The following is a 23,612-nucleotide window of genomic DNA, read 5'->3' as shown; positions in this document are numbered from 1 at the left end:
CGACTTCATTCCAGCCGTCTCAAGAACGGCCTCTGGAGAAGGCAGAGGGCTTCATGGGATGGGGCCGTTCCGGCGACGGCTCAGCACCGTCGCGATGGGCAGGGCCGTGGCCAGGCCGCTCAGCAGAACGGCCGCGAGGGCACCTAGAACGGCCGGCTCGTTGCCGAAGGCGATACCGACGGCGGCGAGGGCCGGCCCGGCGTTGCGCACGGCCGCGACGCCGCCCATGGTGGTGCGGCGTGGCCGTGGCCCGGTGGCCAGTACTGTGCCGAGCACGAAGGCCGCGGCGGCGAGGAGGGAACCCGCCAGCAGACTGAATGAGGCGATCAGCGCGACGATGTCACGCCAGTTGCCCACGAGCATGCCCGCCAGCACCGCGAGGAACGTCACGTTCGACACGGTCGCCGCCGCAGGGTGCCACGCTCGTGCCGTGGGCGCCACGTGATGGCGCATGACCAGGCCGACGGCGAACGGAACGAGCTGTAGGACCGCCACGGTCAGCATCAGCGTGGCGACCTCCAGCGAGACCCCGCCGCCCATGTTCGCCGCGTTGAGCAGGACGTTCACCGTCGGGCCGAAGGTGATGCTGCCGACGGCGGCCAGCAGGACCTGCGCCGCCGCTCCCGCCGCCACGTCACCGCGCTGCACCATGCCGAGCTTGGCGCCGAACGGCCCGCCGGGTGAGGACGCGATCAGCAGTAGCGCCACGAACGCCGGCGCGGGCAGGCCGAAGAGCGCTGCGATGCCCCAGCCGAGCAGCGGCAGGACGACCAGGTTGGCCAGGAGCACCAGCGCGAGCAGCGGGCCGTCGATGAGGACGGCCCGCAGGTCCGGCCATGTCGTGCCGAGGCCGGCGGCGAACATGGTGGCCGCGATGAAGATGACGGTGACGGCGTTGAACAGTAGGTGCAGGGTGTTCATGGACACCTCCGGCCTGCGAGCCTGAGCGGCGTCATCACGCTCAGTCCGTGAGGTCGCCGAGCCAGCGCAGTGCGGTCAGGCTCGGCATGAAGCCGTATTCGCCGCCACGTGTGACGACGAACCGGGGCAGGCCGCACAGGCGCCGCCGGACGGGACGCTGGGGAATGGTGAAATCGCCGGAGCCGTCGGTGGAGCCGGTGAGGGGGTCCCTGGCCGGGCCCGCGCCGAAGAAGACGCCGTCGTTCAGCCATTCGGTCTGGACGAACTCGAACTGCCGCCCGAGGTGGGCGCCGATGAAGGCGAACATCAGCCCCCGGTCCGCGCCGTCGTCGTCCAGGACGCCGTCGGGCAGCGGCGGCCCGTAGACGGTGCCGCGCCTGATCATGCGGTGCAGCCTCGGGACTCCGGCCACTGCCGCGTCACGAGGGTTGGCCCGGCGGATGTGACAGCCGCCGGGAGTGGTGAAGCCCGCCGGGTCGTTCTGCTGGTACAGGAAGGCGTTGCGGCGTGCGGCGTCGGCGCCGAGGTCCGGGTCGTCGTGGAGCGGGCACAGTGCCAGCGGCGCGCCGCTGCGCCAGCGGCCCATGATCTTCGCGGCCAGCAGTTCCTCGTCCTGCGGGCCGGTGGCGTTGTCCTTGAGGTAGCGCCGGAACAGCGCGACCCGCTGGTGAAGCTTGCGGAAGGCCACGTAGGTGCCGTTGCGTCCCAGCACGTCGGGTTGCGGCGCCTGGACGCCGCCGAGCTCGTCGGGGTAGCCGAGCACGAACTCGCCCGCCTTGAGCGGCACCTCCAACGGGTTGGAACCGGCGATGCCGCTGCCCTGGATGACGGGATGGCTGACGCCGTCGCGGTAGCCGAAGGGTTCGGTCTCGGTGGGCAGGGCGTGGCAGTCCTGCCGCCAGATCGCCGTCACACCCGGCAGGGCCTCGTAGGCCGGGCGGGCGCTGTCGACGGCGGCCTGCAGCCGCGCGCTGTCGGGCGCGAGCGCCACCAGCAGCACGTGCGCGTCGGGCGTGCCGAGCGGCGGCTCCCAACGGGCCGGGCCGCTGTCGCCGGTGTCGCCCAGCGCGGCGGCGCGCGCGGCCATGCCCTGCCTGAACTCCCACGCGAACGTGTCCAGCGACGCCTGCGGCACGCCGAGGGCCTTGAGGCCCTGGTAGGTGAGCGCGACGCTGACCCAGGTGTCCCCCAAAGGGCTCACCGAGTCGGCGGCGGAGGTCACCGCCGCGCTCAGGCGCCGCATCAGTTCCCGGCCCTGCGCGCGATCGTCGATGCGGAACAGGATGTAGGTCGCCGCGTACGGGGTCGGCCGCGGGCTGAGGACTCCGCGCTGGATGTCGTCCAGTTCGAGCGTGGCCGCAGTGTGTTCGGTCACCGGATTGCGCCTCCCTGTCGTGCTACCTGGCTCTGAGGAGGTTGTTCCAGAAGGCGCGCAGGCTGTCGTCGATGCCGAACAGCGAGCTGAAGATCGTGGAGTCAGCGAAGATCACATCCCCGGCCCGGTCGCCGCGCGGGGGCAGCCACAGGAACATGTTGAACTCGGTGTTCCCGGCCTCGACGAACGGGTGCGGCGGCCTGGTCAGGTCGATCGGCTGCCGGCCCAGCACCCGGACGGCTTCCGGGTCGTCGGTGGTGACGGCGTAGTGGGGGAGGTGCATGTGGAAGTTGAAGTGGGACACCCCTTCCAGCCACCCCTTGGTGTCCAGATCCCCGGCGATGGACAGCGGGGCGTTCTGCCCCTTTCCCATCACCGCGGGACGCAGCCCGTAACGGTTCTCCACCGGCAGCCCCAGGCCCGCCATCAGCGATCGGGTGTACCTGCCGAACCGCTGCTGCCGGGGCACCAGCGCGTCGCCGTGATGGTGGTACTCCACGTCGCGCATCGCCAGGTCGTCCGTCGCGCCGACGTCATGATGCGGCCCCAGGGCCAGGCAGGTCCCTTCGCGGGTGAGGAACGCGCGCACCGCCTCGATCTCCGCGGCCGCGGCGTCCTGCCCCGTGATCATGTGGTCCAGTCCCCACACCAACAGGGTGTCGGTGTCGGCCAGCACCCGCTCGTCCAGCGGGGTGTGGAACCCGGCCTGGTCGACGCGCTGGTACACCGGCACCGGATATCCGGTGGCCTCCTGGACGAACTGCTGGAAGGGCAGCCAGCCCCAGAAGAACAGCTCCAGTCCGCCCGCGATGCCCTGCTGGAAGCGCAGGGGATCCGACCATTGCGGGTCCTCGTAGGCCGGCCACTGTACGCGGCGCACCTCGGTCATCGTGGAGAACCGGTTGTCCAGCTCGGCCGTGTTCCTGCCTGCTTCGGCCGGGTAGCTCCACGCGACGTAGATGCTCACCCGCCGCCGGCCGGGGGCGTACGGGCGCGGCACGTGGTTCTGGTTGTAGGTGCGCGCCGTTGCGAACTCACTCATCTGATCTCCTGCGTTGTCCGAGGGCGTCACTGCAGCTGGTCGAGCATCTCCGACAGGGCGCTCTTGATCCGTAGAGCCTTCTTGATCTCGTCGGCGGTGATGTACGGGTACTCGCCGTACTCGATGAAGCTCGGGCAGTGATGCGCGCGGACGAACCTGACGAAAGCCTCCGGGTTGGTCTTCCAGTCCTCGGGGAAACCTTCGAGGTTCTCGAAGACGGTGTTCACTCCCGCCCTGGTGAACAGCGCGATGGCGTCTTCGGTGTACTTGTCGAAGTCGGTGTCGAAGATCCCCTGGTACATGAAGCGGGTGTCGTCGTCGAACAGCACCCAGCGCAGGTAGTGCAGTTTCAGGGGGGCCAGCAGGTCGGGGTCGTCCTCCAGCGCCTCGGCGAGCGTGTGGCCGTAGCCCCGGATCGCATCGGCCCGGCCGGGCTTGACCCTGGCGATGATGGTGAATCCGTAACACGCGGGGCTGCGTGGGAAGACGGGCCCGTACTTCCCCTGCTCCAGGTGGTCGGTCTCCTTCGGGATGACGACCGCCTGCGGCCTGATCTCCATGGCCGTTCTCCCCCCTCGACGTGCTCATGGGAGGAAGGGTGAAGCGACCCGACTGACCCTATTGTCCCATGGTGCGGCGCCGAGTCCCAGTCTCACACGCGAACGCGGCACCCGTCTTCCGCTACGCCCGTGACGGCGTAAGGCCTGGAGCATCCATGCAAGTCAAGCGGCATGCGGGTATTCGTGCGGGACGTCGGCCCCTCACGCGGCCATCACCGACGCGGGCTTACCCGCGGTCACCGACGACAACTACACATGGATCGTGTGACACGGGCGGAGGCGGTGCCGCGTCCTGGCCGACAAGACCTGCACCTCCACGGCCAACCGCACCTACCTGCGGCGGCGCGGCATCAAGGCGACCATCCCGAGCAAGGCCGACCAGAACGTCAACCGCCGGGCCAAGGGGTCCAGGGGCGGGCGGCCACCCGCCTTCGCCCCTGAGACCCGCGCTCAGCGCCACGCCGTCGAGTGCGGCATCAACCGGCTCAAGCGTCACCGCGCTGTTGCCACGCGATACGACGAACGCGCCGTGCGCTACGAAGCCACGGTTCTCGTCGCCGTGATCAACGAATGGCTCTGGCCGACTTTGATACAGGCCCTAGATGAGTAAGTTCTAAAGAACGTTTCCGCTGAATTCACGGCGTCGGGCACTATCCGAGCGCCCCGAACAGAGCCAGCCCGGTGACCGTCGCCGTAATCCCGGCGAGCAGCGTCCCGAACTGCACTCGCAGGAAGACAGCCCCCTCGTCGTGGCCCGGGATCAGTCCGATGGCCGCCAATGCCGCTCCAGCGGGCACGGTGACCCACCCGAGCCAGGAACTGTACGCCACCAGCAGGCAGAGACCGATGTTCAACGGTGGGTCCCCGAACCAGTTGAGCAGGCCGCGAGTGTAGGAAGCCGCATGGGACCTGCCTGCCGCGACCTGGTCCTCATCGAGCGACGGGGGACGCGCGAACACGAAAAGCCCCGTCGTCATGAAAAAGAAGAAGGTTCCCGCCAGTGTCTGGCCGAAGGCCAGCCACAGGGCCTCTTCCAGGTCGGCGTCGAGAAGCCGCACCATTCCCAGACGGATCAGCTCGAGGACGGCTCCGGCAAGAGGCGGGATCGTCGCGCGTGTGCCCGGCCGTTCGAGCACGGGCAGTGGGAGTGGCAGGGCCAACAGGCCAAGCAGCGCAAACATCGCGAAATAGAGCACGACTCCCGCGATCAGTGCAGACCAGGAGACTCCGGCGAACAGGGTGAGCGAGACACCGAACGCCAGTACGGGGAGCACGCCCGTGACCAACTGGACCCGTAACGCCTGCCGCGACAGCCCCCACACCCAGGACGGGTGCCTCGGCGCGTCGTCGTTGCGACGGCTGTTCCGCTGGCTCTGGTGACCTTGTCTCACATATATGTCCCTTCGCCGCCGGGTATCCCCAGTCCCCTGTCGATCACCTTGACAGGGGTCGGCAGCGATGTCACGGGCGAGGAACCGCCACGCTCTGGGTCAGCTCGCCCAGGTGGCCGGGGGCGAACGCGTCTGCGGCTACCGTGATCGTCGTGTGATGACAGACTTCTCCCGCAACGGGGCACCTCTTGGTCAACGAGCTTGGTCGCAAGTTGATCTACAGGTGTCCCGTTGCCTCGTTCAACCCCCCGACGCTACGGGCCGATCCGTGGCGGCGTCGGGGCCGGTCTGCACGATGCGGCCGATCGTGGCATGGGAGCGGCGGGCCTGCAGGTCGGCTTTCTGCAGGAGATCGACCATCCGTCTCATACGCTCGCCGACCTCGGCCAGACGCGCCTGTGGATCGGGGTCGCCGGTGGTGTCGCGCAGGGCGTACCGCTCCGGCAGGGTCGCGGTCCCGGCTTCCACCCGGGTGGCCAGGGCAGAGGCGGTCTGGAGCACCTTGCTCAGCACAGCACCGATCTCGTGCAGTTCGGCCAGCTCCAGGGGGCGTAGCTCTGCGGTCTGGACGAGCTCATCGAAGCGGGTCAGGCCTGAGGTGTCCATCGGCGAACCTTTCCGGAGGCGGTCGGACGGTGCTCACGATCCTTCAGCGTCGAGCAGATGACAGGTCTTGACATCCAGCATCCCCCTCAAACGCAGCGGCGTTGCCGAATTGTTCTTATAGGGATCAAGGGCGGCGGCCCTACGGCCGCGCGGCCCGCCGCGCGCCCGGCGGCCAGCCGGCCGGGCATGCGGCCCGGGGGCCGGTCCCGGCCAGCGGCGGGACTTCGGGCCGTCCGCCGTACGCGGCGCCCGCCGTACTGTGAACGGTCAGGAGTTTCTCCAGGATGGCGGCCATCAAAGTTCCTGGTAGGTGGTCACTTGGAGGCGGGTCGGCGACCAGTGGGACGACGCCGCGGTCATCGTCGGGGATCACCGGAGCGACGCGTCCAGCTGACGAATCAGTTCTCCGACCCGCCCACCGCCGGGTGGGGCGGGCGGGTAGCGCCTCAGGACGTCCACCACGACGGGATGGGCCAGGAGCCGCGCCTGTGCGATGTGATCGGCTCCGACGCTGGGATCGTCTCCGGCGGAGAGTTCGAACGCTCGTGCGGCATGAGCGGCCGATCCGAGGATGTGCTTGACCTGGGTGGCTTTCGCCAGGGGATGAAGGAACCCCGCACTGGCCGCGGCCAAGGCCGCGCGTGCGGCGTCACTTGCCGCGGCGAATCCTGCATCGCGGGTTTCCTGAGCCGCGCGCATTGCCGCCCACGCGCTGTCACGGAGCGCCTTGGTCCGCTTGGCTCCGTCCACGAACGCCTGCGCAGCCTCGATCGCGGCTCGTGGGCGCCGATCGTCAGGGCGTTCACCTTCGAAGACCGCCAACGCGGGCCGCGCGCACGCCACCGCATAGCTGGCGACCTCGCGGAGTTCGGACAGGCTGAGTTCGATCGTCGTGGAGTCCCCCACCATGACGCCGTCCCTTCTGTGTGGGGCTGAAGTCACTTCAACCGTAATGTTGAATCTCCGGTGTAAACTTTGGCGCGAATTACTACGGTTGACGCGGGCAAACTTTCAAATGCGGTGGCGGCTAATCGTTCTGGCAGGCGAGCACGGCCTGTCCGTGCGGGCGGTGCGCGACCACGAGAAGGCGGGGACCCTGCCGCCGGCCGAGTGCTCACCACACGGCTACCGTGCCTACGCTCCGCGCCATATAGCCGCGCTGCGGATGTTCCTGACGCGATCACGGCTTACCTGGCCGCCGACCAGGATTCTCGTTGTCCGTCCACCAAGACCCGCCTGGCCGTCCACCTGGAACGGCGTGTCCGCCGACCCGGAGAAGCTGATGGCCGCTTACACGTACCAAGCCTCACCCGCCGGCCGGGGACGCGCCGTCGCACACAGATGCAGCACGACGATCGCCATGCTGTGGCTGGCCATCACACGGGGTTGAGGGCGATCGACGGGTCGGGACTTCGTGCCTCAGCCCCGGCCCACCGGGTGTCGGTGCCATCGGCCGCTTTGGCCTGCGCGGACCCAAGGCTCCAGGCACATGAGACTGCGATGCTGCGCAGGCTCTGCAACCGTGGGCATCCGATCTTTCATCTTCGCCGAACGACCTGACCTGCACCAGCAGGCCAACCAGATCTTCAGCGCCGATTGGCCCGAGTTCATCTTTCACGACCCGGTGGCCGATCAGTACATGGGACGGGTGCGGGAATTCTTCGAGGACATGAGCCTGCTCCTAGTCGACGGGGATGATCAGATCGTCGCTGGGGGGTGGGGCGTCCCGGTGCGATGGGACGGCACTGCCGACAAGCTGCCTGGCGGCTACGACGATGCATTGAGGCAGGCAGTAGAACTGCATGAGAACGGTGGCCGGCCCGACACTCTGGTCATCGCCGCGGCCCAGGTACGTCGGGACCTGCAGGGACAGGGACCGGCAGCACAGATGCTCCGGCGACTCGCTGACGCCGGTGAGCAGGCCGGGCTGACGCGAGTGATCGCGCCGGTCCGCCCGACGCTGAAGGCGCGTTACCCATTGACGCCGACGGGGCGATTCATGACTTGGACGCGGCCGGATGGCGCTCCGCTGGACCCATGGCTGCGAACCCACCAAAGGATGGGCGCCCACATGCTGTGCCCGGCGGAGCGCTCCATGGTCATGACGGGTTCCGTCGCAGACTGGGAGAACTGGGTCGGCATGGCCTCTCCTGATCCTGGCTCCTACGTAGTTCCTGGTGCCTCGCCCTGGTTGTGATTGATCAAGTGCATGACCTGGGAGAACTCATCGAACCGAATGTCTGGGTCCAGCACCGCTGATGCCTGGTCTCTTATCGCAACGTGCGCTGCATGCAGCGGGAGCCCCGAGCAGCACCTGATGATCTTTCACTCCGTCTTTCGTCCGGGCCTGCTGGAAGCTCCGTGCCAGGCAGGGGAATCGAGCCGATAAGGGGCGGCCCCCGTTGCCATGCCGCGTTGCGTGCGCGATGAGGCGGTGATCGAGGGAAGTCACGGGGAACGCGATCAATGCGCTGAGCTGGGTCTGTCCAGGTCCGGCAAGATCGGCAGGCGTCTTTGCAAGCGTTCGCCATCCTTCGCCGGGCACTGGGTCGGCGATGAAGCCGGCCACGCAACGTCATCGATCGCGAGCCACGGCGCGACGGCCAGGGCCGTGGGCGTGAGCCCGGCGAACGTCGTGACCTCGCGGTGGAGGTGGGACTGGTCGACGTAGCCGCTCTCGGCGGCAACGCGGGCGGCGGCGTGACCCGCCGCGAGTAGGTGGGCGGCGTGGTCGAAGCGCAGCAGCCGGGCGGCGCGTTTGGGTGTGATGCCGAGCTGGGACCCAAAACGGGACCACAGGCGCTTGCGGCTCCAGCCGACCTCGTCCGCCAGGCCGTCGATCCGCACCCGCCCCCGGCTGGTGAACATCCGCCGCCAGGCGTGGGCGACCTCGGGGGCGACCGGCGGGTGGGCGCCCAGCCGCCGCCCGAGGATGTCCGCCGCGATCGTGAAGCGTTCGTCCCATGACGAGGCGGCGCGCAGCCTGTCCTCGGCTCGCCCGGCGTCGCGGCCCCAGACGTCCTCAAGGGCTGCCACCGTCCCGCTGAGCTCGGCCGATGCGCCGAACAACGTGGCCGCCGCGACCGGCTCCAGCCGGATCTGGAGCAGCTCGCCGACTCCCCGGCCAGTCATCCGGAGGTCGCCGGGCAGGAGCCCGACGACGACACTGCCGTGCTCGTGCCGGCCATGGGTTTCGTAGGCGACGCCTTCTCCCTCGCTCAGATCGACGAGCAGGGTGACGGACGGGTAGGCGACCATGGCGATGTCCACCGAGGCCGGGGCGCGATGGCGGAACCCGGCCATGCTGACTCCCGGCAGCCCAACCGGCGGCCGCGGGATCGCGACGTCCACCCAGGCCCGGTCAGGTGACGTCCCGGTCGGCAACACCTGGCCAGTCTAGGCATCAGGCATTACGGGTGGTCGGCGGCCGTTGCCGTGAAGCGCAGCAGCAGTTCGCCGACCGTCTCGGGCGCTTCCAGCATGGGCAGGTGCCCGACGCCGGGCAGCAGCTCGACCCGGGCGTTCGGCACCGCGTCGTAGCGGTGCGCCGAGGACGGCTCCCAGCGGGGGTCGGCAGCGCCGAAGATGACCTGTACGGGGAGGCCGAGGGCGGCCAGACGCTCAGGCACGCTCCGTTCGGCGATGTAGGCGGTGTTCTGGCGCAGCACCGTCCGCATCACGCGGTAAGTGATGCCCCGTACGTCGGCGACCACGTCGTCCGGGAGGTCCACCGGGCGAACGGCCGTCGCGCTGATCCCCTTGCGGATCATCGCATCCGAACGCCTCGGCCAAATGAGCGGGCCCAACGGCGGGGCCAGCAGCACCCGAAGAATGAACGGCTGCCGGAGGAGCGCAGCCGGACTCGGGCCGCTACTGATCAACGAAAGCGAACCGACGAGGTCGCGACGTTGCTCGGCGAGCGCGGTGGCGACGTAGCCGCCGCTGGAATGCCCGGCCACGGCGACATGACGAAGCCCATGGTCGTCCAGCAGCGCCGCCACCTGGCCCGCCTGCGCGGGCACGTCATACGACGGCGCGGGCGGAGACTGGCCGCAACCCGGCAGGTCGATGCGGATGACGTGATGGTGGCCGGCCAGCGCCGGGACCACCGGACCCCAGAAACCGCCCGAGGCCCCCGACCCGTGGATGAGCAGCAACGGCGGCGCCTGCCGCGGGCCGTCATGGACCACGTGCATCCCATGCGAGTGCTCAATGTCGTATTCACTCATAGGGAGACTGTGCACGGGCGGCCGGCCGCCAGTCTTGGACAAATGTTCCCGCGGAGTCGAAACCCGCGCGGCCGTCACCATGACGGCTGTACCAAGGCCCCAAGGCCGGAACACGGGCCCGGCGGGCTCATTCCCGCGCGGCGGGAGCCATGGAGATGTTCCAGAAGCCGGCGTAGCGGCCGCCGCGGTCGAGCAGTTCGTCGTGGGTGCCTTCCTCCACGATCCGGCCGCCGTCCAGAAAGACGATGCGGTCGGCGCGCCGGACGGTCCGCATCCGATGCGCCACCATCACCACCGTCCGGCTCACCACGCAGGCACTTCAGCCCAGCAGCGTGATCACGCCGGCCAGGAGCATCGCGGCGACGAGCACGGTCACCACGACCAGGGCTGTCGTGCCAAGGCGTCGGCGGACGAATTTCGGGTTGTGGGCCATCGTGATCTCCTTCATGGTCAGGCTCGGCGTCGTATCGCCAAGTAGGCGATTCCGGTCAGGGCAAGGGTGAACGCCAGGTAGACGGCCGTTTCGGTCCACTGCACGGTCCAGAAGGACAGATCGAATCGCCCGCGCAGGGCCCGACCGGCGAGTTGACCGGCACCGGCCAGGAGTACCGATAGCGGCATGGCGATGCGGGTGTGCCGGGTCACCGCACCGAGTGCGACGCCGAGGGTCAGCGCCCACAGCGCCCTGGCGTACGGAACCAGGCCGTGGCTTTCGTAGTACGGCCAGGCCATCGGGTTACCCTCGGTGCCCGGCAGGGTCCAGGTCAGCACCGCGGCGAGGGCGGCGGTCGCGGTCAGGGCGCCGGCCGTCGCGACGGCGAGGACGGCGGCCAGCCAGCGGCCCCGTGACAGGCTCTGGGTCCAGGCAAGTTTGTGAGTGCCGGCCTCGAACTCCCGGGCGATGAGGGGAGCGCCCCAGATCAGGCAGATTGCGCCGGCCAGGAAGCCGGCCAGTTGGAAGGTGAGTCCGCTCAGGTCCGGCTCCAGCCGCTCGGCCGCGGCGGCGGCACCGTAGAGCAGGAGCAGTGCGGCGATGGCGGCGGCCTGGGCGCGCTGTCCGCGCCAGGCCACCCACAGCGGGCCGCTCATCGAACCGCCTCGGGGTTGCGGAGATAGTGCAGTACGAGGTCCTCCAGATCGGTGGCGGAGTGGCTGTTCAGCAGGTCGGCGAAGCTGCCGCACAGCCGGACCCTGTCGGCGCCGAGCAGGATCAGGTGATCGCACACCTCGGCCAGGTCGGTCAGGATGTGGGAGGACAGCAGCACGGTGGCCTCCAGCTCGCGTACCACGCTCATCACCTGCAGGCGGGCCAGCGGATCGAGCTCGGCCAGCGGCTCGTCCAGCACCACCAGATCGGCGCGCTTGCCGACGGCAAGCGCGAGCGCGAGGAGCGTGCGCTGGCCGCCGGACAATCGGTCCACCCGCTCGCGCAGGCTGATGTCGTGCCCGGACAGCAGAGACTGCGCAGCCGCGCGATCCCATCGGGGATTGGTCGCGGAGCCGAAGCGCAGCAGGTCGGCGACGCTCCACCGGCGATACAGAGGCTTGTCCTGGGCGACGAACGCGACCGCGGCCGTCTCCAGCGACCGGCCGAAGACCTCCACACGTCCCGTGGTGGGCGTCAGCAGGCCCGCCGCCAGGTTCAGCAGCGTGGACTTGCCTGCCCCGTTCGGCCCGACCAACGCGGCCCTGGCCCCGGCGGGCACCGCGATGGTGGCCTCGCGCAGCGCCCACCGCTGCCGGTAACGCTTGCCCAGGCCGCTGGTCCGCAGCGCGTTCACCGCTCCTCCCGGCCGGTCAGCTCGTGCATACGGCGCAGCAGCGCTGCGCGCCGGGCATGGGCGCGCACCGCCAGCGCCAGGGCCACAGCGACGAACAAGCCCCCGACCGCCAGGGCAAGCCCCGACCCGGTGCCGCGCTGCACGGCCACAACGGTCACGACCGCCGTGGTGGCCAGCGAGGCGGCCAGGCCGATCCAGGCGGCGATCACCCGATCGGTGGCGAACAGCGGAACCCGGCGCGTCAGCAGCCACCCGCCGTACGTCGCCCAGGCCAGGCAGAACACGGTGAACAACGCGAACGCCAGATGCGTGCGCCCTGGCAGCGGTCCTGGCTCCGACCACCACAACGTGCCCACGAACACCGTGCCGCCGACGCCGGCCAGCAGTGCCGCCACCGCCCGGATCCGGACTCTGGGCGACAACACAGGCGCCAGTCGATCGATTATGTCCTGCGCCGACAGACGAGGCTCTTCTGTCATGGCCGGTATCCCTTCTCCTTGAGGTGCTCACGCAGCAGACGACGGGCGCGGCTGAGTCGGGACTTGACTGTCCCGGCCGGGATCCGACAGATGTACGCGCACTCCTCGACCGGCAGGTCCTCCAGGTAGAACAGCACGAGGATCTCCCGCTCCAGCACAGGCAGCTCCGACAGCACGTTCATCAGCGCGGCGTGATCCACCATGGCCTCGACCGGGTCCTCGGTGGCCACGTCGTCGGCCGCGAGCGTCTCCTGCTCGCGGGCATACTCGCCGCGCAGCCGGTCGGTGACCGATCGCCGGGCGATCGTGAACAGCCACGGCGCGAACCGGCCGGGCTCCCTGAGCCGGGGCAGGCCGCGGACTACGGCCAGCCAAATCTCCTGGGTCACGTCGTCGGCCCGGTCGGCATCCAGCATGCGGCGCACGTACGTCCACACCGGCACCCGCCACTGAGCCAGCAGCTCGGCCAGCGCCGCGCGCTCGCCCAGCTGAGCGCGCACCACCAGCAGCTCATCGGTCATCTCGCCCTCCCGTCATCTTGCACAGTCGGGCGAGAAGCCAAGAAGGTTCACGATTTCCGGATCACCTTGGGGTGCCGTTAAGAAATGTGTCACCAACCGCCAACGGCAACGTTTTCGCAGATCAGAACGGTGTTCCTCCCTAGAGGCGTCGAAGACGCCGACCTCGTCTCGGCATCTTTGAAGCAAGCCGCTGACCTGCGTCTTCTCTCTCGCCTGCGGTTGGTGACACGTCTCTTAACGGCACCCCTACGATGATCTGATGCGCCAGGCCGACCCGAAGCCCTATTGGAACACCAACGTCGCCCGGCACCCGGGCATCCTCCGCGCCGTCCCTGAGGGATGCGGCGATGCGCTGGACGTCGGCTGCGGGGACGGCCTGCTCGCGCGGAAGCTGACCGAGAGGGCAAAGCGCGTCACCGGCATCGACAACTCTCCCCAGATGATCGCCCGCGCCCGTGAACTCGCCGCCGGCCACCCGGATCTCACCTTCGTCGAGGATGACTTTCTCACCGCCGACCTGCCCACCGCGGGCTACGACTTCATCTGCTCGGTATCTGCGATCCACCACATGGACTTCGAAGCGGCGCTGGCCCGCATGCGCCAGATGCTGCGCCCCGGTGGCACGCTGGTGGTGATCGGCCTGGCCCGCGAGACGACGCCGGCGGAGTGGGCGGTGACGATCGCGGCTGCCCCCGTCGTGCGGATCACCAAGGTGCTGCGCCGCGCGCACGGCCCGGAGGGGATGCCGGTCACCGAGCCGCAGATGAGCTACGGACAGGTGCGGGCCGCGGCGCGGCGACTGCTGCCCGGCGCGCGCTATCGCCGGCACGTGCTCCGCCGGTACTCACTGACCTGGGAAAAACCCGGCCGCTAGTGGTGCTGTTTGGAAAACGCATCGGCACCTACGGCATTGAGCGAGACCCATTGGCGAAACCTTCGGCTGTGCTCCCTCGGTTCGCCGCTCAGGATTCTTCACACCAGGTCAGAGCTCAGCTCTGAGGACGATCTCCTGTCGCAGGACACCGCAGGCCGGCAGCAGCATCAGGGGTGCGGCCGGAATACGGCAGAAACGGGCCATGTCAGGGCGAGGGCGGTGGGCAACCCGCCGCCCTGGGATCCCGGGTTCAGCGTTGGAGGATGGACAGGAAGAAGGCGCTGTCGGTGGCGGTTCCGCTGTTGTTGGCGAAGGCGACGGCGATGCTGTCGGCGGCATTGCCGCACAAGGCGGAGGGGGTTGCGGCGCTGACGAACCGCCATCCGCCGGAGGTGACGTGGATGACGACGTTCGACAGGTTGATACGGCCGTCGACCTGAACGCAGTGGACGCCGGTGCTCTTCCTGCTGACGGAGGTGACGTTCTTGCTGTGTACGACCGTGCCGTCGGTGGCGACGGAGGCTGTGGCCTGGGCGTAGGGCGCGTCGGTCTCGGCCGCAGCGGTGCTGGCCAGACCGGTCAGCGCGGTGACCGTCAGGGCTGCGGTGGCCAGGCAGGCGGCGGCGGTGGCGGACGGTATGGAACCTCCTAGAAGCCGAGCAAATCGATCAATAACTTTCTGCCAGAGATGATCACGGAGAGCGATGAGAGCTGCAATCACCCGGGCGAGTGCCGCCGCTGACGAGCCGCGCGGCTCGTTTCCACCGCATCCCGCAGGTGGCCTGCCAGGGGTGGTGCGGTTCGATCGACTGCACCGACGTCATCGGCAGGGGAGCACGCGAGCGCCGGCGGCTGCGCCAGGCCGCCGGTCCTCGCCGCCTTCCTCCTCGCGTCCGTAGGAAGACCCCACCGGAACAAAGAGTGCGCCCCCCTCGGCCCCGGCGCCGTCGCCCAACCGGGCCCGCAGTCGCCGCTCGCCATCGGAGAACTCCAGGTCAAAGGCGCTGAGTGCGGGATCGCCGTACGCACCTGCCGGTTCCCTCACCGTCTCTCCTGGAACTCAAGTGTCCCTGTGGTCGCGATACCGGCCCCGCTCAGCCTCGCGCCTATTCGTCCACATTCGGATAGTTCGACTTGCGCGCCAGCCACCACCAGCCGTCACCCAGCCGGCTGCACCACCAGTAATCGTCGAACGTGGTCGCGGTGAGCTCACAGGGACTTACCCGCGCGGCGTCAGGCCGGTCATAGATGTGGAGGAACATGTTCTCCGACACTTCCTCGTTCGACAGGCCCATCGTGAGAACACGTCCGGGGTAAAGCTCGATCGGCACATCCTGCGTATCGAGATGATCAAAGTGCAGGGCATCGAACTCATCAGGCAGATGCACCCAGCCACCCGAAGGCATGTCCGCCGACAGCTTCCTGTCCTTGGCCAGCTGGGCCAGCGCGGTGAACTTGCCGTGATGGACCGCGAACCACGTACGTCCGAAGATCCCGTCCCAGGGCAGCACCACAACGGCGGCGCACAGGACGACCGCCGCACCGGCCGCGACGTAACTGCGGATGTCACCACGGCGGCGTACGAGTCTCTGCGCCCACCACGACGTGGAAAGCACGGCCACGACGAACGCGATCCCAAGGACCAGCTGCTCGATGATCCGATCGTAGTACTCCAGCCACAGCAGATACCGTCCAGTCACGACCACGAGCCAGCTCGCCACCATGGTCGCGGTTAACGCATGCGATCGTTCGTCGATCACGCCTCCAGACCCGGTCGGCGAGCACTGCTCCATGTGAGGACGCTCTCCCGCCAACCTGTGAATCCAACCCGCGCACTGCAACCCGCCTCATCCAACGGGACGCCGCACGACCCGCGGCCCTCCATGACGTAGCGGACCTCGAACGCGCTGTCGGTGAGGTGCAACGGACATCAAGCCCCAGCAGTCACTCAACCTTCGGTGAGACACCGTAGTGGTCATCAACCTTCGATGACAGTGCTCAGTTTTCGCTGCGACAGGACACCTGGAACGACAAGATTCCCGCCCGATCCTCAAGATCGGACGGGATCCCGTCAACCAACCATCAGCCGTTTCAAGAACGGCCCTACCGCGCCCGCCGGTGCATCGGCTGCCGCCTCACCCCCGCCGCCCACGCCTGGACCCGCCACGACCCCCGGGCCGCCTGGCGCATCTACCGCCCCTGACCGGCCGCTGCGCACTACGGTGTCGGTCAGCTCCCTCACCTGCGAAGACGAAGGAGAACCGTGAACGCCGACACCCTCGCCGCCGCCGTGGCCGCCGTGCCTCGGCAGCACTACACCGACCACCCGGTGCACGGCAGCCCACCGCAGACCACCGCGCAGGCCACGATCGAGCGGGACATCCTGCGCGCCGCGGGGGAGGGGGACCTGACGGGCAGGCGCATCCTGGAGATCGGCACCGGCACCGGCTACACCGGGGCGCTGCTCGCCGAGCTCGCCGGCCCCGGCGGAACGGTCATGAGCGTCGACATCGACGCCCGGCTCGTCGGCCGCGCCCGCCGCCTGCACGCCGAACGGAACCGCCCGGTGCGGGTGGTGTGCGGCGACGGCCACGACGGCGTCCCCGACGCCGCCCCGTTCGATGTGATCATCGGCTGGTGCGCGCCGACGATCGTGCCCGGCGCCTGGATCAAGCAGATCCGCCCGGGCGGGATCATCTCCACCCCGGTCTCCATCGCGCCGGTGGCCCGCGCCGTCGGGCATCTGCGCGCCACCGTCACCGAAGAGGCCACCCTCACCGGCCTGCGGCTCGGCGGCGCCGCCTACGTCGACATGGGCCACGAGGTCAACACCACGCTCGGGACGCCGCTGTTCTACGTCGATGCCCGGGCGGGCGAGTCCTACCTCTCGGTGGCGTGGCGAGGTCGCGACGACCCGGACGCGGCCCTGGCCCTGCTGAACGCGCCCGCTCACCTCGAGGACCACCCGCTCGGTGAGGAGGGTCCGCAGCGGGCCGCCGCCTGGCGTGACGCTTGCGCCTACCTGGCGGCCCGTGACCACGCCCTGGACACCTCCAGCCTCACCACCTGGGGCAGCGGCGCCCCCAGCTGGGATAACGGCGTCGGCTTCAGCTGCGGCCGCCACGCCGCGGTGCTCACCGACAGCGGGCAGTTGCGCGCCGACCGAAAGGACTCATCCGCACTGGCCGAACTGCGTGACGCCCTGACCGAGTGGGAGGGCGCGGGCCGGCCGGGACCAGAGCAGCTCGCCGTCATGGCCTCGCCCGGCGGGGGAGGATGGCAGGTGCGGGTGACCCTGCCCTGAGGGCCGTATCCGCTGACCTCGCTCCCAGCAGCGGCCCCGCCCTCCGCACAAGGACGGGGCCGCGTCGCCTCACGGGGGTACCGGCCGGCGAGCTACCGGCGGGCCTGCTGCTCCTTGGCGATCTGCTCCTTGGCGGCCAACGTCAAGACTCTGGAAGGGGCCCAGCACCCTGACCGTGACGCCCAGTTCCGCTATATCAACGAGCAGGTCAAAGCCCATCAGACCGACGGCGAGCCGGTGATCAGCGTGGTCACCAAGAAGCGGGAACAACTGGGCCGGCTGCCGATGGCCGGACGCGAGTGGCGGCCCAAGGGCGAGCCGATCGAGGTTGAAGACCACCACTTCTTCTTCTCCGGTCCGGACGTCGAGCAGGTGATCCCGTACGGCATCTACGACATCACAGCCAACACCGGCTGGGTGAACGTCGGGGTCGACCATGACACCTCGGTGTTCGCGGTGGAGTCCATCCGCCGCTGGTGGAAAGCGCGCGGCCACCTGGACTACCCGGCGGCGACCCGTCTGCTGATCACCGCGGACGCGGGTGGCTCCAACGGCTACCGTTATCGGGTCTGGAAGAGCGAACTGACCGCGTTGGCCGCGCCACGGTCAGGTGCTGGACCACGATCGCCTCCAGTGCCCACCGCAGCCCGCGGCGCGAGAGCTTCGCTCGTGGCTCGGCAGCACGGGTGGTGTCCTGGCGCCACACATGCCCGCAGCCGCCGCACCGGTAACGGCGGATCTCACGCCGGGTGAACAAACGTCGCCCGGATTATCGAGCCTCGGGCGCAACCGCGGTCTTTGGGGGCCGGTGATCGTCCGGTGGCGTTTGGCCTGTCAGGCGCGGTCGTGGAGAGTGATCTGGTAGCCGTCGGGGTCGGCGAAGGTGAATGTCCGACCGAAGGGGCCGTCGATCGGTGCGGAGACGATGGTGTGACCGTCGGCGACGAGAGCATCGTGAATGGCCTGGACGTCTGTGGCGTGGAGCCAGATCGCGGCACCGATGCCGGGTTGAGCAGCGGATGCGAGATCGGTGCCCGGAACGATGTCGCGGAGTGCGAACGCGATCGGCTTCGTCTCGAAGACGACGGCGTGCGGAGGCCCGGCCTGTGAGCGGATGAGGCCGAGGTACTGCTCGTAGAACGCCTGCGAAGCGTCGAGGTCGCGCGCTTGGAGCGAGATGAAGTCGGGGCCGGTGGCGGGCATGATGATGCTCCTTCTCTTCGTGTCAGTTTTCTGACACGGGCTAACCTATGTCAGAATACTGACATGAGTCAAAACGGTGTCGGCATCGACCTGGACAAATCACTGGGCTACTTGCTGAAAGAGGCTTCGAGCGCGCTCCGCGCAGCTATGGAGGAGGTGCTGCGACCGCTCGGGATGAGCGTGACGCACTACTCCTGCCTCGAGTTGCTGGCTCAACGACCGGGCTTGTCGAACTCCGAGCTCGCACGGGGCGCGTTCGTGACACGGCAGACGATGAACGTGCTGCTCCAGGCCCTGGAACGAGACGGCTACGTGACCAGGCCTGCGGAGGCACCCGTCGGGAAGGTTCTTCCCACGCGGCTCACGCCTCGCGGCCGACGGAGCCTCGAGAAGGCGACCATAGCGGTCCGGTCCGTCGAGGTCAGAATGCTGGCCGGCATGACCGAGACCGAGCAGTCGGACGCGTTCCGGATCCTGCAGAGCATGATCCGTTCCCTGCGCGATGGCAACGACGGTGCATAGCTCGTTCCCCGGCGCACGTCTCGTCGCGCCCGGATAGGAGTGCAGGCGACCTCGAAAACCGACAGACCCCGACTACGCTCTCTTCTGCGATGAGCCACTTAAACCGCCTGACAAAGCACTACTGGAGCAGGAGTCCGTAGTCGACTGAGGTAGGAGCCTGATCACCCCGTCTGCCACGCCCCAGGCAGAGCCCAGCAGACCGGCCCCTTCAGTGCAAGCCCGTCTGTACCGGTAGGACGATCAGCGGGCGAGGAAGGCCACCGGGAACATGGAGCACGGGAGGACGGGCTCGCACCTCCCTCCCCGGCCCGCTGCCGCTTCACGGTGGGCCGAGGCAGACGGGGTGATCAGGGAGGCGAGACGTGCGAGTCTGCGCGCGAACATCTTGATGGCGTCTCGTAAGCGTCATGAACCTGGGCGATCAACGCTGAACGACATGTGCTCGGTGACAATGCCGAAGACGTACAGCAGAGAGCGCAGGGCGTCATCGGCGAAGGTGCGACGAGTAGAGATGACCTCGCAAACTTGCTCTGGTGACACGACGTTGCCTGTAGCAGCCTCGATCCAGGCAGCTATCCGCAAGTGAAGGTCAACGTCCTCGGCATAGGCGATCGCCGGTAGTGGAGCGTCGTATGCCTCGGCATGTTGCTCGTTGAGATATAGCTCCCAGCAAGTCCCACCCTCCGCCGCCCCTATGACATGTGCGAAGTCGCTATCCAATACGAACGCCAACAACGCATGCCCAGCCATCTGCGACAAGATGGCTACAGGGTCTTCAATGGCAAGAAGCTCCGTCTGGGCGACCGACCAACCTGGGGCGACTGCTTCCTCCCATGGGTCAGGGCCCCAGGAATCACCAGCCGGAAGGATCTTCGCAGCGTCGCTCGGTGCTTGACACGCGAGGTAAGCGGCCCATGTGCCCATAGGAACCCAAACATAGTCGGTTTGCAGCGAGCAAGGCGGGATCGGTTCGCGCAAGCCCAACTGTGGGGCCTAGGCGCTTGGCACCCGAAAGTGCGACCCCAACACCGGAGATGTTGATTTCGACGATCGTCGGCGCCCTGCGGCTCTACCGGATCCGGCCTATGAGCATCTCGCCGCAGGCATACGAGCTGGACGGACACCCTGGTGCTCCGGCCTGACGACGCTCAGAACATGAGGAGGTCGCGGCGTAGCTCTTCGAGCATCTGCGGCACGGGGACGTCTGATGCTCCGGTGACACTTCGCGATCTTGCCGACTGAGGCCGCATGGAGACGGTCACCGCGTGATCATTCGGAGTTTGTGAAGACATCTGAAGATCTCGTGATGGCCGTGGCCGACACTTCTCGGTGCCCGTTCAGATCATGGTCACGGCCTGTCTCGCGCTGTTCCTCATCGCAGGGTAGCGGTGGCGTGGCCGCGCGATCTCCGTTCGAGTGGTTCGCGGTCACCCGTGCCCCTGGACGCCCTCGCCTTCCGGGGACGTGACGCCGGGCCGGTACCGCCAGACGAATTCCAGCCACGGCGGGGCCACCCCCGTGAAGTGCGGCCAACTGCCCGGTTCCGCACCCGGGTCGTCGCTTCGGACTTCGGACAGGCGCGTCGGCATGAAGCCTTCCTGGATCAGGCCGTTGACGATCCGGCTCAGTGTCTGCGTGTACTCCCTGGGTTGGCGGATGCGGTCACCGGCCGGCTTCCCGCCGTAGACCCAGTCCTGGTCGGGATAGCTGGTCTCGGCCTCGTCGATGTAGGGCTGCCTCAGCGTGTAGCCCTCCCCGTTCCAGGAGTCGTGGGTGAGCCCGGCGAAGAACGGGTTGGCGCACATCAGGTAGTAGTGGCCGCCTTTCCCGACGACCCTCGCGACCTGGCGGAAAACGATCCGGCAGTCCGGGACGAAGGTCAGCGAGTACGGATGCCAGACCAGATCGAATGTGGAGTCGTAGAGGGCGGACAGGTCCCGCATGTCTCCCTGGATCGTGCGGATGCCGACGCCGTAGTGCTCAGCGGCCAAGCGGTCCCGCTCCAACTGCCCGGAGGAGATGTCGAGAACCGTCACGCCAGCTCCGAGCAGGGCGAAGGCCGCTGCGCGGGCTTGGCCGTCACCTCTTCGTGCCCGGGCCGGCGTCCGTTGCGGGTCGCCGTACGGGGGTGGAGATCAGCGGAGCGTAGCGCAGGTGGGGGCGGCCGTCCGGCGACAGGCTCACCGTCGCGCGGATGCGGTAGACGCGTTCCATCCACTGTTCGGTCAGCACCTGCGCCGGGGGGCCGGAGGCGACCAGATGTCCGGCTTCCATGAGGAGCAGGTGGTCGCAGTACCGGGCCGCGAGGTTCAGGTCGTGCAGCGAGGCGACGACCGTGGCCGGGGTATCGGCCAGCATCTGCAGCAGGTCGAGTTGATGGTGGATGTCGAGGTGGTTGGTGGGTTCGTCCAGGAGGAGCTCGGTGGGGTCCTGGGCCAGGGCGCGGGCGATGTTGACGCGTTGACGCTCCCCGCCGGACAGTGTCGACCATCGGCGGCTTCCCCAGCCGGCCAGGCCGCATCGGGCCAGGGCCTTCTCGGTCTCCAGCACGTCGTGCGGATCGTCGTGGCTCACCATGGCGAGCCCTCTCCGATGCGGGACGCGGCCCAGCATCACGACGTCGGCCACGGTCATGTCGATGTCGGTGGACGTCTCCTGGGCGACCGTGGCCAGGCGGCGGGCGACCTCGCGCCGCGGTAGCTCACCGAGGCGGCGCCCGTCCAGCAGGACCGTTCCCGCCCGTGGGCGGAGCAGCCCGGCCAGCAACCGCAGCAGGGTCGACTTCCCGCTGCCGTTGGGTCCCAGCAGCCCGGTGAGGCGGCCCTGGGGTATCGAGACCGTGATCCCGTCGATGACGGGGGTGCCGCCGGCGCTCCAGGTGAGGTCGTGGGCGTCCAGGCTCATCTCGTGGTGCTCCTTCGGCGCATGACGGCTGCGAAGGCGGGCACACCGATCAGCGCGGTGAGCACGCCGACGGGTATCTCCCGGGGGGCGAACAGCGCCCGCGCAGCGGTGTCGGCCCACACGAGGAAGATCGCTCCGTACAGGGCGCAGGCCGGCAGCAGCAGGCGGTGACGGGAGCCGGCCAGGAAGCGGACGGCGTGCGGTACGACCAGGCCCACGAACCCGATGACTCCGCTCGCGGACACCAGGGCCGATGTGCTCAGCGCGGTGGTGACCATCAGCGTGAGCTGTGTCCTGGCCGGGGAGACGCCCAGGGAGGCCGCGGTCTCGCGCCCGAAGGCGAAGGCGTCCAATGCGGGGGCGGCGCTCCAGCAGACGGCCAGCGCGATTCCGGCGGCCGCCGCGCACAGGGCGACACCACTCCAGGACGCCGAAGCCAACGAACCCAGCAGCCAGAACGTCATGCTGCGGGTGCTGTGCGCGTCACCGGCCCAGATGACGATCAAGCTGGTCACCGCGCTGAACAACTGCGATACCGCGACCCCGGCGAGGACGACGCGGACGGCACTCCTCGTCCCCGTGCCGGCCAGCGCGAGGACGCAGCAGAAGGCCGCGATGCTTCCCGCGAAGGCCCCCGTGGTCACGGTGGCGGCGGATCCGAGGCCGAGGATCAGGACCGCCACCGCCCCGGTGGAGGCGCCGGAGGAGATGCCGAGCAGGTAGGGGTCGGCCAGCGGATTGCGCGTCAGCGCTTGGAGAACCGCCCCGCACACGGCGAGGCCACCGCCGACCAGTGCCGCCAGCAGCACGCGAGGCAGGCGCAGCTCCCAGACGATCGCGTCCTGCAGCGGGGGAGGCGGCGCCATCGGAAGGCCCAGGTGCGCCGCGAGACTCTGGAACACCTCACCGACCGACAGGCCCGCCGCGCCGACGGTCACCGCGAGCGCCACGGACAGCGGAAGCGCCACCAGACCGGCGCCGCCCAGCGAGACCGCGCCCGGCCACCGCCTGCCACGGGCGGCGGCGGTGCCGGGTGCCGCCGGGCCGGCGGGTGCCGCCGTCGGCGGCGGTGCGTGGGAGGTCATCGCCGGGCGAAGACGACGTAGTCGTCCAGGTACTGCCAGGCGGTACCCACCTCCGTGAAGCCGGCGGTCCGCAGGGCCGCGAGGTGGAACTCCAGGGACGCCGGAGGCTGCGGCGGGCGGTCGGCGAAGCGCCGCTCACGCTCGGGCAGCAAAGGAGCGAGTTCGGGATGGCGGGCCGCCAGATCCCACCACTGCTGCCAGGTCGCGGCGCCATCGGTGAACGCCTCCCGCTGGACGGCGGTGTCGTGCTCGGCCGACAGCCGCCGCAGGGCCGGCCGGTCGTCACCGAATCGCAGGTGGTCGGCGTTGAGCAGCACGGCTCCCGGAGGCAGCAGCCGCGCCAACTCGGTGTAGACGGCCAGCAAGTGCCCGGGAGACAGCCAGTGCAGTGCCGTGGAGCTGAGGACGGCGTCGAAGGTCCACTCAGGCAGGGCCGAGGACCAGTCGGTGCTCACCAGGTCGGCTTCGACCACGGTGGCGCGGTCGTCGTGTCGTGCGAGGACGGATCGGGCGATCCGCATCAGGACCGGGTCGTAGTCGGCGGCCACCGCACGCGCGCCCGGGAAGCGGCTCAGCACCCGGTCGGCGATCGACCCGGGTCCGCAGGCCAGGTCGAGCACCGTGGGATCGGTGGGGCCGTGCAGGCCGAGCACGTCGAGCATCACCTGGAAGCGGTTCTGCCGATGTGCCACGTAGGCGGCCTGCTGTCGCTCCCACTGGACGAACAGGTCGTTGAAGGTCGGTGAGGTGAGGGAAACGGTCATCGAGGACTCCTGAGCGGGATGGTCGGCGGAGCGTCGGACGAGCTGCGGACC

Annotated in this window: 27 protein-coding genes and 3 pseudogenes; 6 read left to right on the top strand and 24 right to left on the bottom strand. The window is 68.9% G+C overall.

All coding sequences use genetic code 11. The features are described 5' to 3' along the window. Positions 1-51 precede the first annotated feature (51 nt). The 7 genes from ACQP10_RS19970 to ACQP10_RS19940 all read right to left on the bottom strand — a co-directional run bounded on the left by ACQP10_RS19970 (position 52) and on the right by ACQP10_RS19940 (position 6,804). Positions 52-921 (bottom strand): bile acid:sodium symporter, encoded by an 870-nt coding sequence (locus tag ACQP10_RS19970; RefSeq protein ID WP_399501635.1) that lies wholly within the window; start codon positions 919-921, stop codon positions 52-54. A 40-nt stretch (positions 922-961) separates the two neighbouring features. Next, the gene (locus ACQP10_RS19965) at positions 962-2,296 is read right to left on the bottom strand and encodes a Dyp-type peroxidase (RefSeq protein ID WP_399501634.1); all 1,335 of its coding nucleotides are present in this window, start codon (positions 2,294-2,296) and stop codon (positions 962-964) included. Positions 2,297-2,318: 22 nt separating this feature from the next. Continuing rightward, complete coding sequence (locus tag ACQP10_RS19960; RefSeq protein ID WP_399501633.1) at positions 2,319-3,338, bottom strand: hypothetical protein; 1,020 nt, start codon at positions 3,336-3,338, stop codon at positions 2,319-2,321. Positions 3,339-3,364: 26 nt separating this feature from the next. Beyond that, positions 3,365-3,898, bottom strand: a complete 534-nt coding sequence (locus ACQP10_RS19955) for a hypothetical protein (protein WP_346021232.1) — start codon at positions 3,896-3,898, stop codon at positions 3,365-3,367. Between the two features lie 650 nt (positions 3,899-4,548). Continuing rightward, positions 4,549-5,172, bottom strand: a complete 624-nt coding sequence (locus ACQP10_RS19950) for a hypothetical protein (RefSeq protein WP_399501632.1) — start codon at positions 5,170-5,172, stop codon at positions 4,549-4,551. A gap of 357 nt (positions 5,173-5,529) precedes the next feature. Next, positions 5,530-5,895: a hypothetical protein gene (locus ACQP10_RS19945; RefSeq protein ID WP_346021234.1), complete on the bottom strand. Its 366-nt coding sequence runs from the start codon at positions 5,893-5,895 to the stop codon at positions 5,530-5,532. A 369-nt stretch (positions 5,896-6,264) separates the two neighbouring features. Beyond that, positions 6,265-6,804: a putative immunity protein gene (locus tag ACQP10_RS19940; RefSeq protein ID WP_433539457.1), complete on the bottom strand. Its 540-nt coding sequence runs from the start codon at positions 6,802-6,804 to the stop codon at positions 6,265-6,267. Between ACQP10_RS19940 and ACQP10_RS19935 the strand changes: the two genes are divergently transcribed. Together ACQP10_RS19935 and ACQP10_RS19930 are read left to right on the top strand one after the other, a co-directional pair. After that, positions 6,803-7,285: a MerR family transcriptional regulator gene (locus ACQP10_RS19935; protein ID WP_433539456.1), complete on the top strand. Its 483-nt coding sequence runs from the start codon at positions 6,803-6,805 to the stop codon at positions 7,283-7,285. The two genes, ACQP10_RS19940 and ACQP10_RS19935, sit on opposite strands and share 2 nt — an antisense overlap. Before the next feature lie 132 nt (positions 7,286-7,417). Further along, positions 7,418-8,092 carry a hypothetical protein gene (locus ACQP10_RS19930; RefSeq protein WP_346021237.1) on the top strand — a complete coding sequence of 225 codons (675 nt, stop codon included), beginning with the start codon at positions 7,418-7,420 and terminating at the stop codon, positions 8,090-8,092. A gap of 266 nt (positions 8,093-8,358) precedes the next feature. On the opposite strand, the gene ACQP10_RS19925 is transcribed toward ACQP10_RS19930, so the two are convergent. The 8 genes from ACQP10_RS19925 to ACQP10_RS19890 form a co-directional block, all read right to left on the bottom strand. Further along, positions 8,359-9,282, bottom strand: coding sequence for a helix-turn-helix domain-containing protein (locus ACQP10_RS19925; protein WP_433539455.1), 924 nt, complete (start codon positions 9,280-9,282; stop codon positions 8,359-8,361). A gap of 23 nt (positions 9,283-9,305) precedes the next feature. Further along, positions 9,306-10,124: an alpha/beta fold hydrolase gene (locus tag ACQP10_RS19920; RefSeq protein WP_346021239.1), complete on the bottom strand. Its 819-nt coding sequence runs from the start codon at positions 10,122-10,124 to the stop codon at positions 9,306-9,308. A 127-nt stretch (positions 10,125-10,251) separates the two neighbouring features. Continuing rightward, on the bottom strand, positions 10,252-10,434 hold the full coding sequence (locus ACQP10_RS19915; RefSeq protein ID WP_346021240.1) for a hypothetical protein: 183 nt from the start codon (positions 10,432-10,434) through the stop codon (positions 10,252-10,254). Between the two features lie 9 nt (positions 10,435-10,443). Then, the gene (locus tag ACQP10_RS19910) at positions 10,444-10,572 is read right to left on the bottom strand and encodes a hypothetical protein (RefSeq protein ID WP_346021241.1); all 129 of its coding nucleotides are present in this window, start codon (positions 10,570-10,572) and stop codon (positions 10,444-10,446) included. Positions 10,573-10,574: 2 nt separating this feature from the next. After that, on the bottom strand, positions 10,575-11,213 hold the full coding sequence (locus ACQP10_RS19905) for an ABC transporter permease subunit (protein WP_399501630.1): 639 nt from the start codon (positions 11,211-11,213) through the stop codon (positions 10,575-10,577). Then, positions 11,210-11,905, bottom strand: a complete 696-nt coding sequence (locus ACQP10_RS19900; protein WP_346021243.1) for an ABC transporter ATP-binding protein — start codon at positions 11,903-11,905, stop codon at positions 11,210-11,212. Before ACQP10_RS19900 ends, ACQP10_RS19905 begins: the two co-directional genes overlap by 4 nt. Next, positions 11,902-12,330: a hypothetical protein gene (locus ACQP10_RS19895; protein ID WP_346021244.1), complete on the bottom strand. Its 429-nt coding sequence runs from the start codon at positions 12,328-12,330 to the stop codon at positions 11,902-11,904. Before ACQP10_RS19895 ends, ACQP10_RS19900 begins: the two co-directional genes overlap by 4 nt. Positions 12,331-12,380: 50 nt before the next feature. After that, positions 12,381-12,905 carry an RNA polymerase sigma factor gene (locus tag ACQP10_RS19890; RefSeq protein WP_346021245.1) on the bottom strand — a complete coding sequence of 175 codons (525 nt, stop codon included), beginning with the start codon at positions 12,903-12,905 and terminating at the stop codon, positions 12,381-12,383. 259 nt (positions 12,906-13,164) lie between these two features. On the opposite strand from ACQP10_RS19890, the gene ACQP10_RS19885 reads away from it, so the two are divergent. Continuing rightward, complete coding sequence (locus tag ACQP10_RS19885; RefSeq protein ID WP_346021246.1) at positions 13,165-13,779, top strand: class I SAM-dependent methyltransferase; 615 nt, start codon at positions 13,165-13,167, stop codon at positions 13,777-13,779. A gap of 250 nt (positions 13,780-14,029) precedes the next feature. Here the strand turns inward: ACQP10_RS19885 and ACQP10_RS19880 are convergent, their stop codons facing one another. Both ACQP10_RS19880 and ACQP10_RS19875 read right to left on the bottom strand, forming a co-directional pair. After that, positions 14,030-14,500: a hypothetical protein gene (locus tag ACQP10_RS19880; protein ID WP_346021247.1), complete on the bottom strand. Its 471-nt coding sequence runs from the start codon at positions 14,498-14,500 to the stop codon at positions 14,030-14,032. Between the two features lie 385 nt (positions 14,501-14,885). After that, positions 14,886-15,539 (bottom strand): hypothetical protein, encoded by a 654-nt coding sequence (locus tag ACQP10_RS19875; protein ID WP_346021248.1) that lies wholly within the window; start codon positions 15,537-15,539, stop codon positions 14,886-14,888. A 482-nt stretch (positions 15,540-16,021) separates the two neighbouring features. Here ACQP10_RS19875 and ACQP10_RS19870 point away from each other — a divergent pair, with 482 nt between their 5' ends. Then, complete coding sequence (locus ACQP10_RS19870; protein WP_433541923.1) at positions 16,022-17,083, top strand: protein-L-isoaspartate O-methyltransferase family protein; 1,062 nt, start codon at positions 16,022-16,024, stop codon at positions 17,081-17,083. A 126-nt stretch (positions 17,084-17,209) separates the two neighbouring features. Then, positions 17,210-17,683, top strand: a pseudogene (locus tag ACQP10_RS19865) (ISAzo13 family transposase); the annotation flags it as partial. Here the strand turns inward: ACQP10_RS19865 and ACQP10_RS19860 are convergent. Both ACQP10_RS19860 and ACQP10_RS19855 read right to left on the bottom strand, forming a co-directional pair. Further along, positions 17,679-17,822 (bottom strand): annotated as a pseudogene (locus ACQP10_RS19860) (ISL3 family transposase); the annotation flags it as partial. The pseudogenes ACQP10_RS19865 and ACQP10_RS19860 overlap by 5 nt on opposite strands. 95 nt (positions 17,823-17,917) lie before the next feature. Further along, positions 17,918-18,286: a VOC family protein gene (locus ACQP10_RS19855; RefSeq protein ID WP_327584152.1), complete on the bottom strand. Its 369-nt coding sequence runs from the start codon at positions 18,284-18,286 to the stop codon at positions 17,918-17,920. Between the two features lie 63 nt (positions 18,287-18,349). On the opposite strand from ACQP10_RS19855, the gene ACQP10_RS19850 reads away from it, so the two are divergent. Continuing rightward, entirely contained in the window at positions 18,350-18,808 is a 459-nt protein-coding gene (locus tag ACQP10_RS19850) for a MarR family winged helix-turn-helix transcriptional regulator (RefSeq protein WP_346021249.1), read from the top strand. 405 nt (positions 18,809-19,213) lie between these two features. On the opposite strand, the gene ACQP10_RS19845 is transcribed toward ACQP10_RS19850, so the two are convergent. From ACQP10_RS19845 to ACQP10_RS19825, 5 genes and pseudogenes are all read right to left on the bottom strand, one after another. Then, entirely contained in the window at positions 19,214-19,558 is a 345-nt protein-coding gene (locus ACQP10_RS19845) for a hypothetical protein (protein ID WP_346021250.1), read from the bottom strand. A gap of 677 nt (positions 19,559-20,235) precedes the next feature. After that, a pseudogene (locus ACQP10_RS19840) lies at positions 20,236-20,874 on the bottom strand (class I SAM-dependent methyltransferase); the annotation flags it as partial. Positions 20,875-20,887: 13 nt separating this feature from the next. Continuing rightward, entirely contained in the window at positions 20,888-21,712 is an 825-nt protein-coding gene (locus ACQP10_RS19835; RefSeq protein WP_346021251.1) for an ABC transporter ATP-binding protein, read from the bottom strand. After that, positions 21,709-22,797: a FecCD family ABC transporter permease gene (locus ACQP10_RS19830; protein ID WP_346021252.1), complete on the bottom strand. Its 1,089-nt coding sequence runs from the start codon at positions 22,795-22,797 to the stop codon at positions 21,709-21,711. The genes ACQP10_RS19835 and ACQP10_RS19830 overlap by 4 nt, the downstream gene beginning before the upstream one ends. Then, positions 22,794-23,561, bottom strand: a complete 768-nt coding sequence (locus tag ACQP10_RS19825; protein WP_346021253.1) for a class I SAM-dependent methyltransferase — start codon at positions 23,559-23,561, stop codon at positions 22,794-22,796. The genes ACQP10_RS19830 and ACQP10_RS19825 overlap by 4 nt, the downstream gene beginning before the upstream one ends. Positions 23,562-23,612 lie beyond the last annotated feature (51 nt).

The organism is Streptosporangium sandarakinum (assembly GCF_050942225.1).
GTDB lineage: Bacteria > Actinomycetota > Actinomycetes > Streptosporangiales > Streptosporangiaceae > Streptosporangium > Streptosporangium nondiastaticum.
This window is presented reverse-complemented; position numbering and strand designations above follow the sequence as displayed.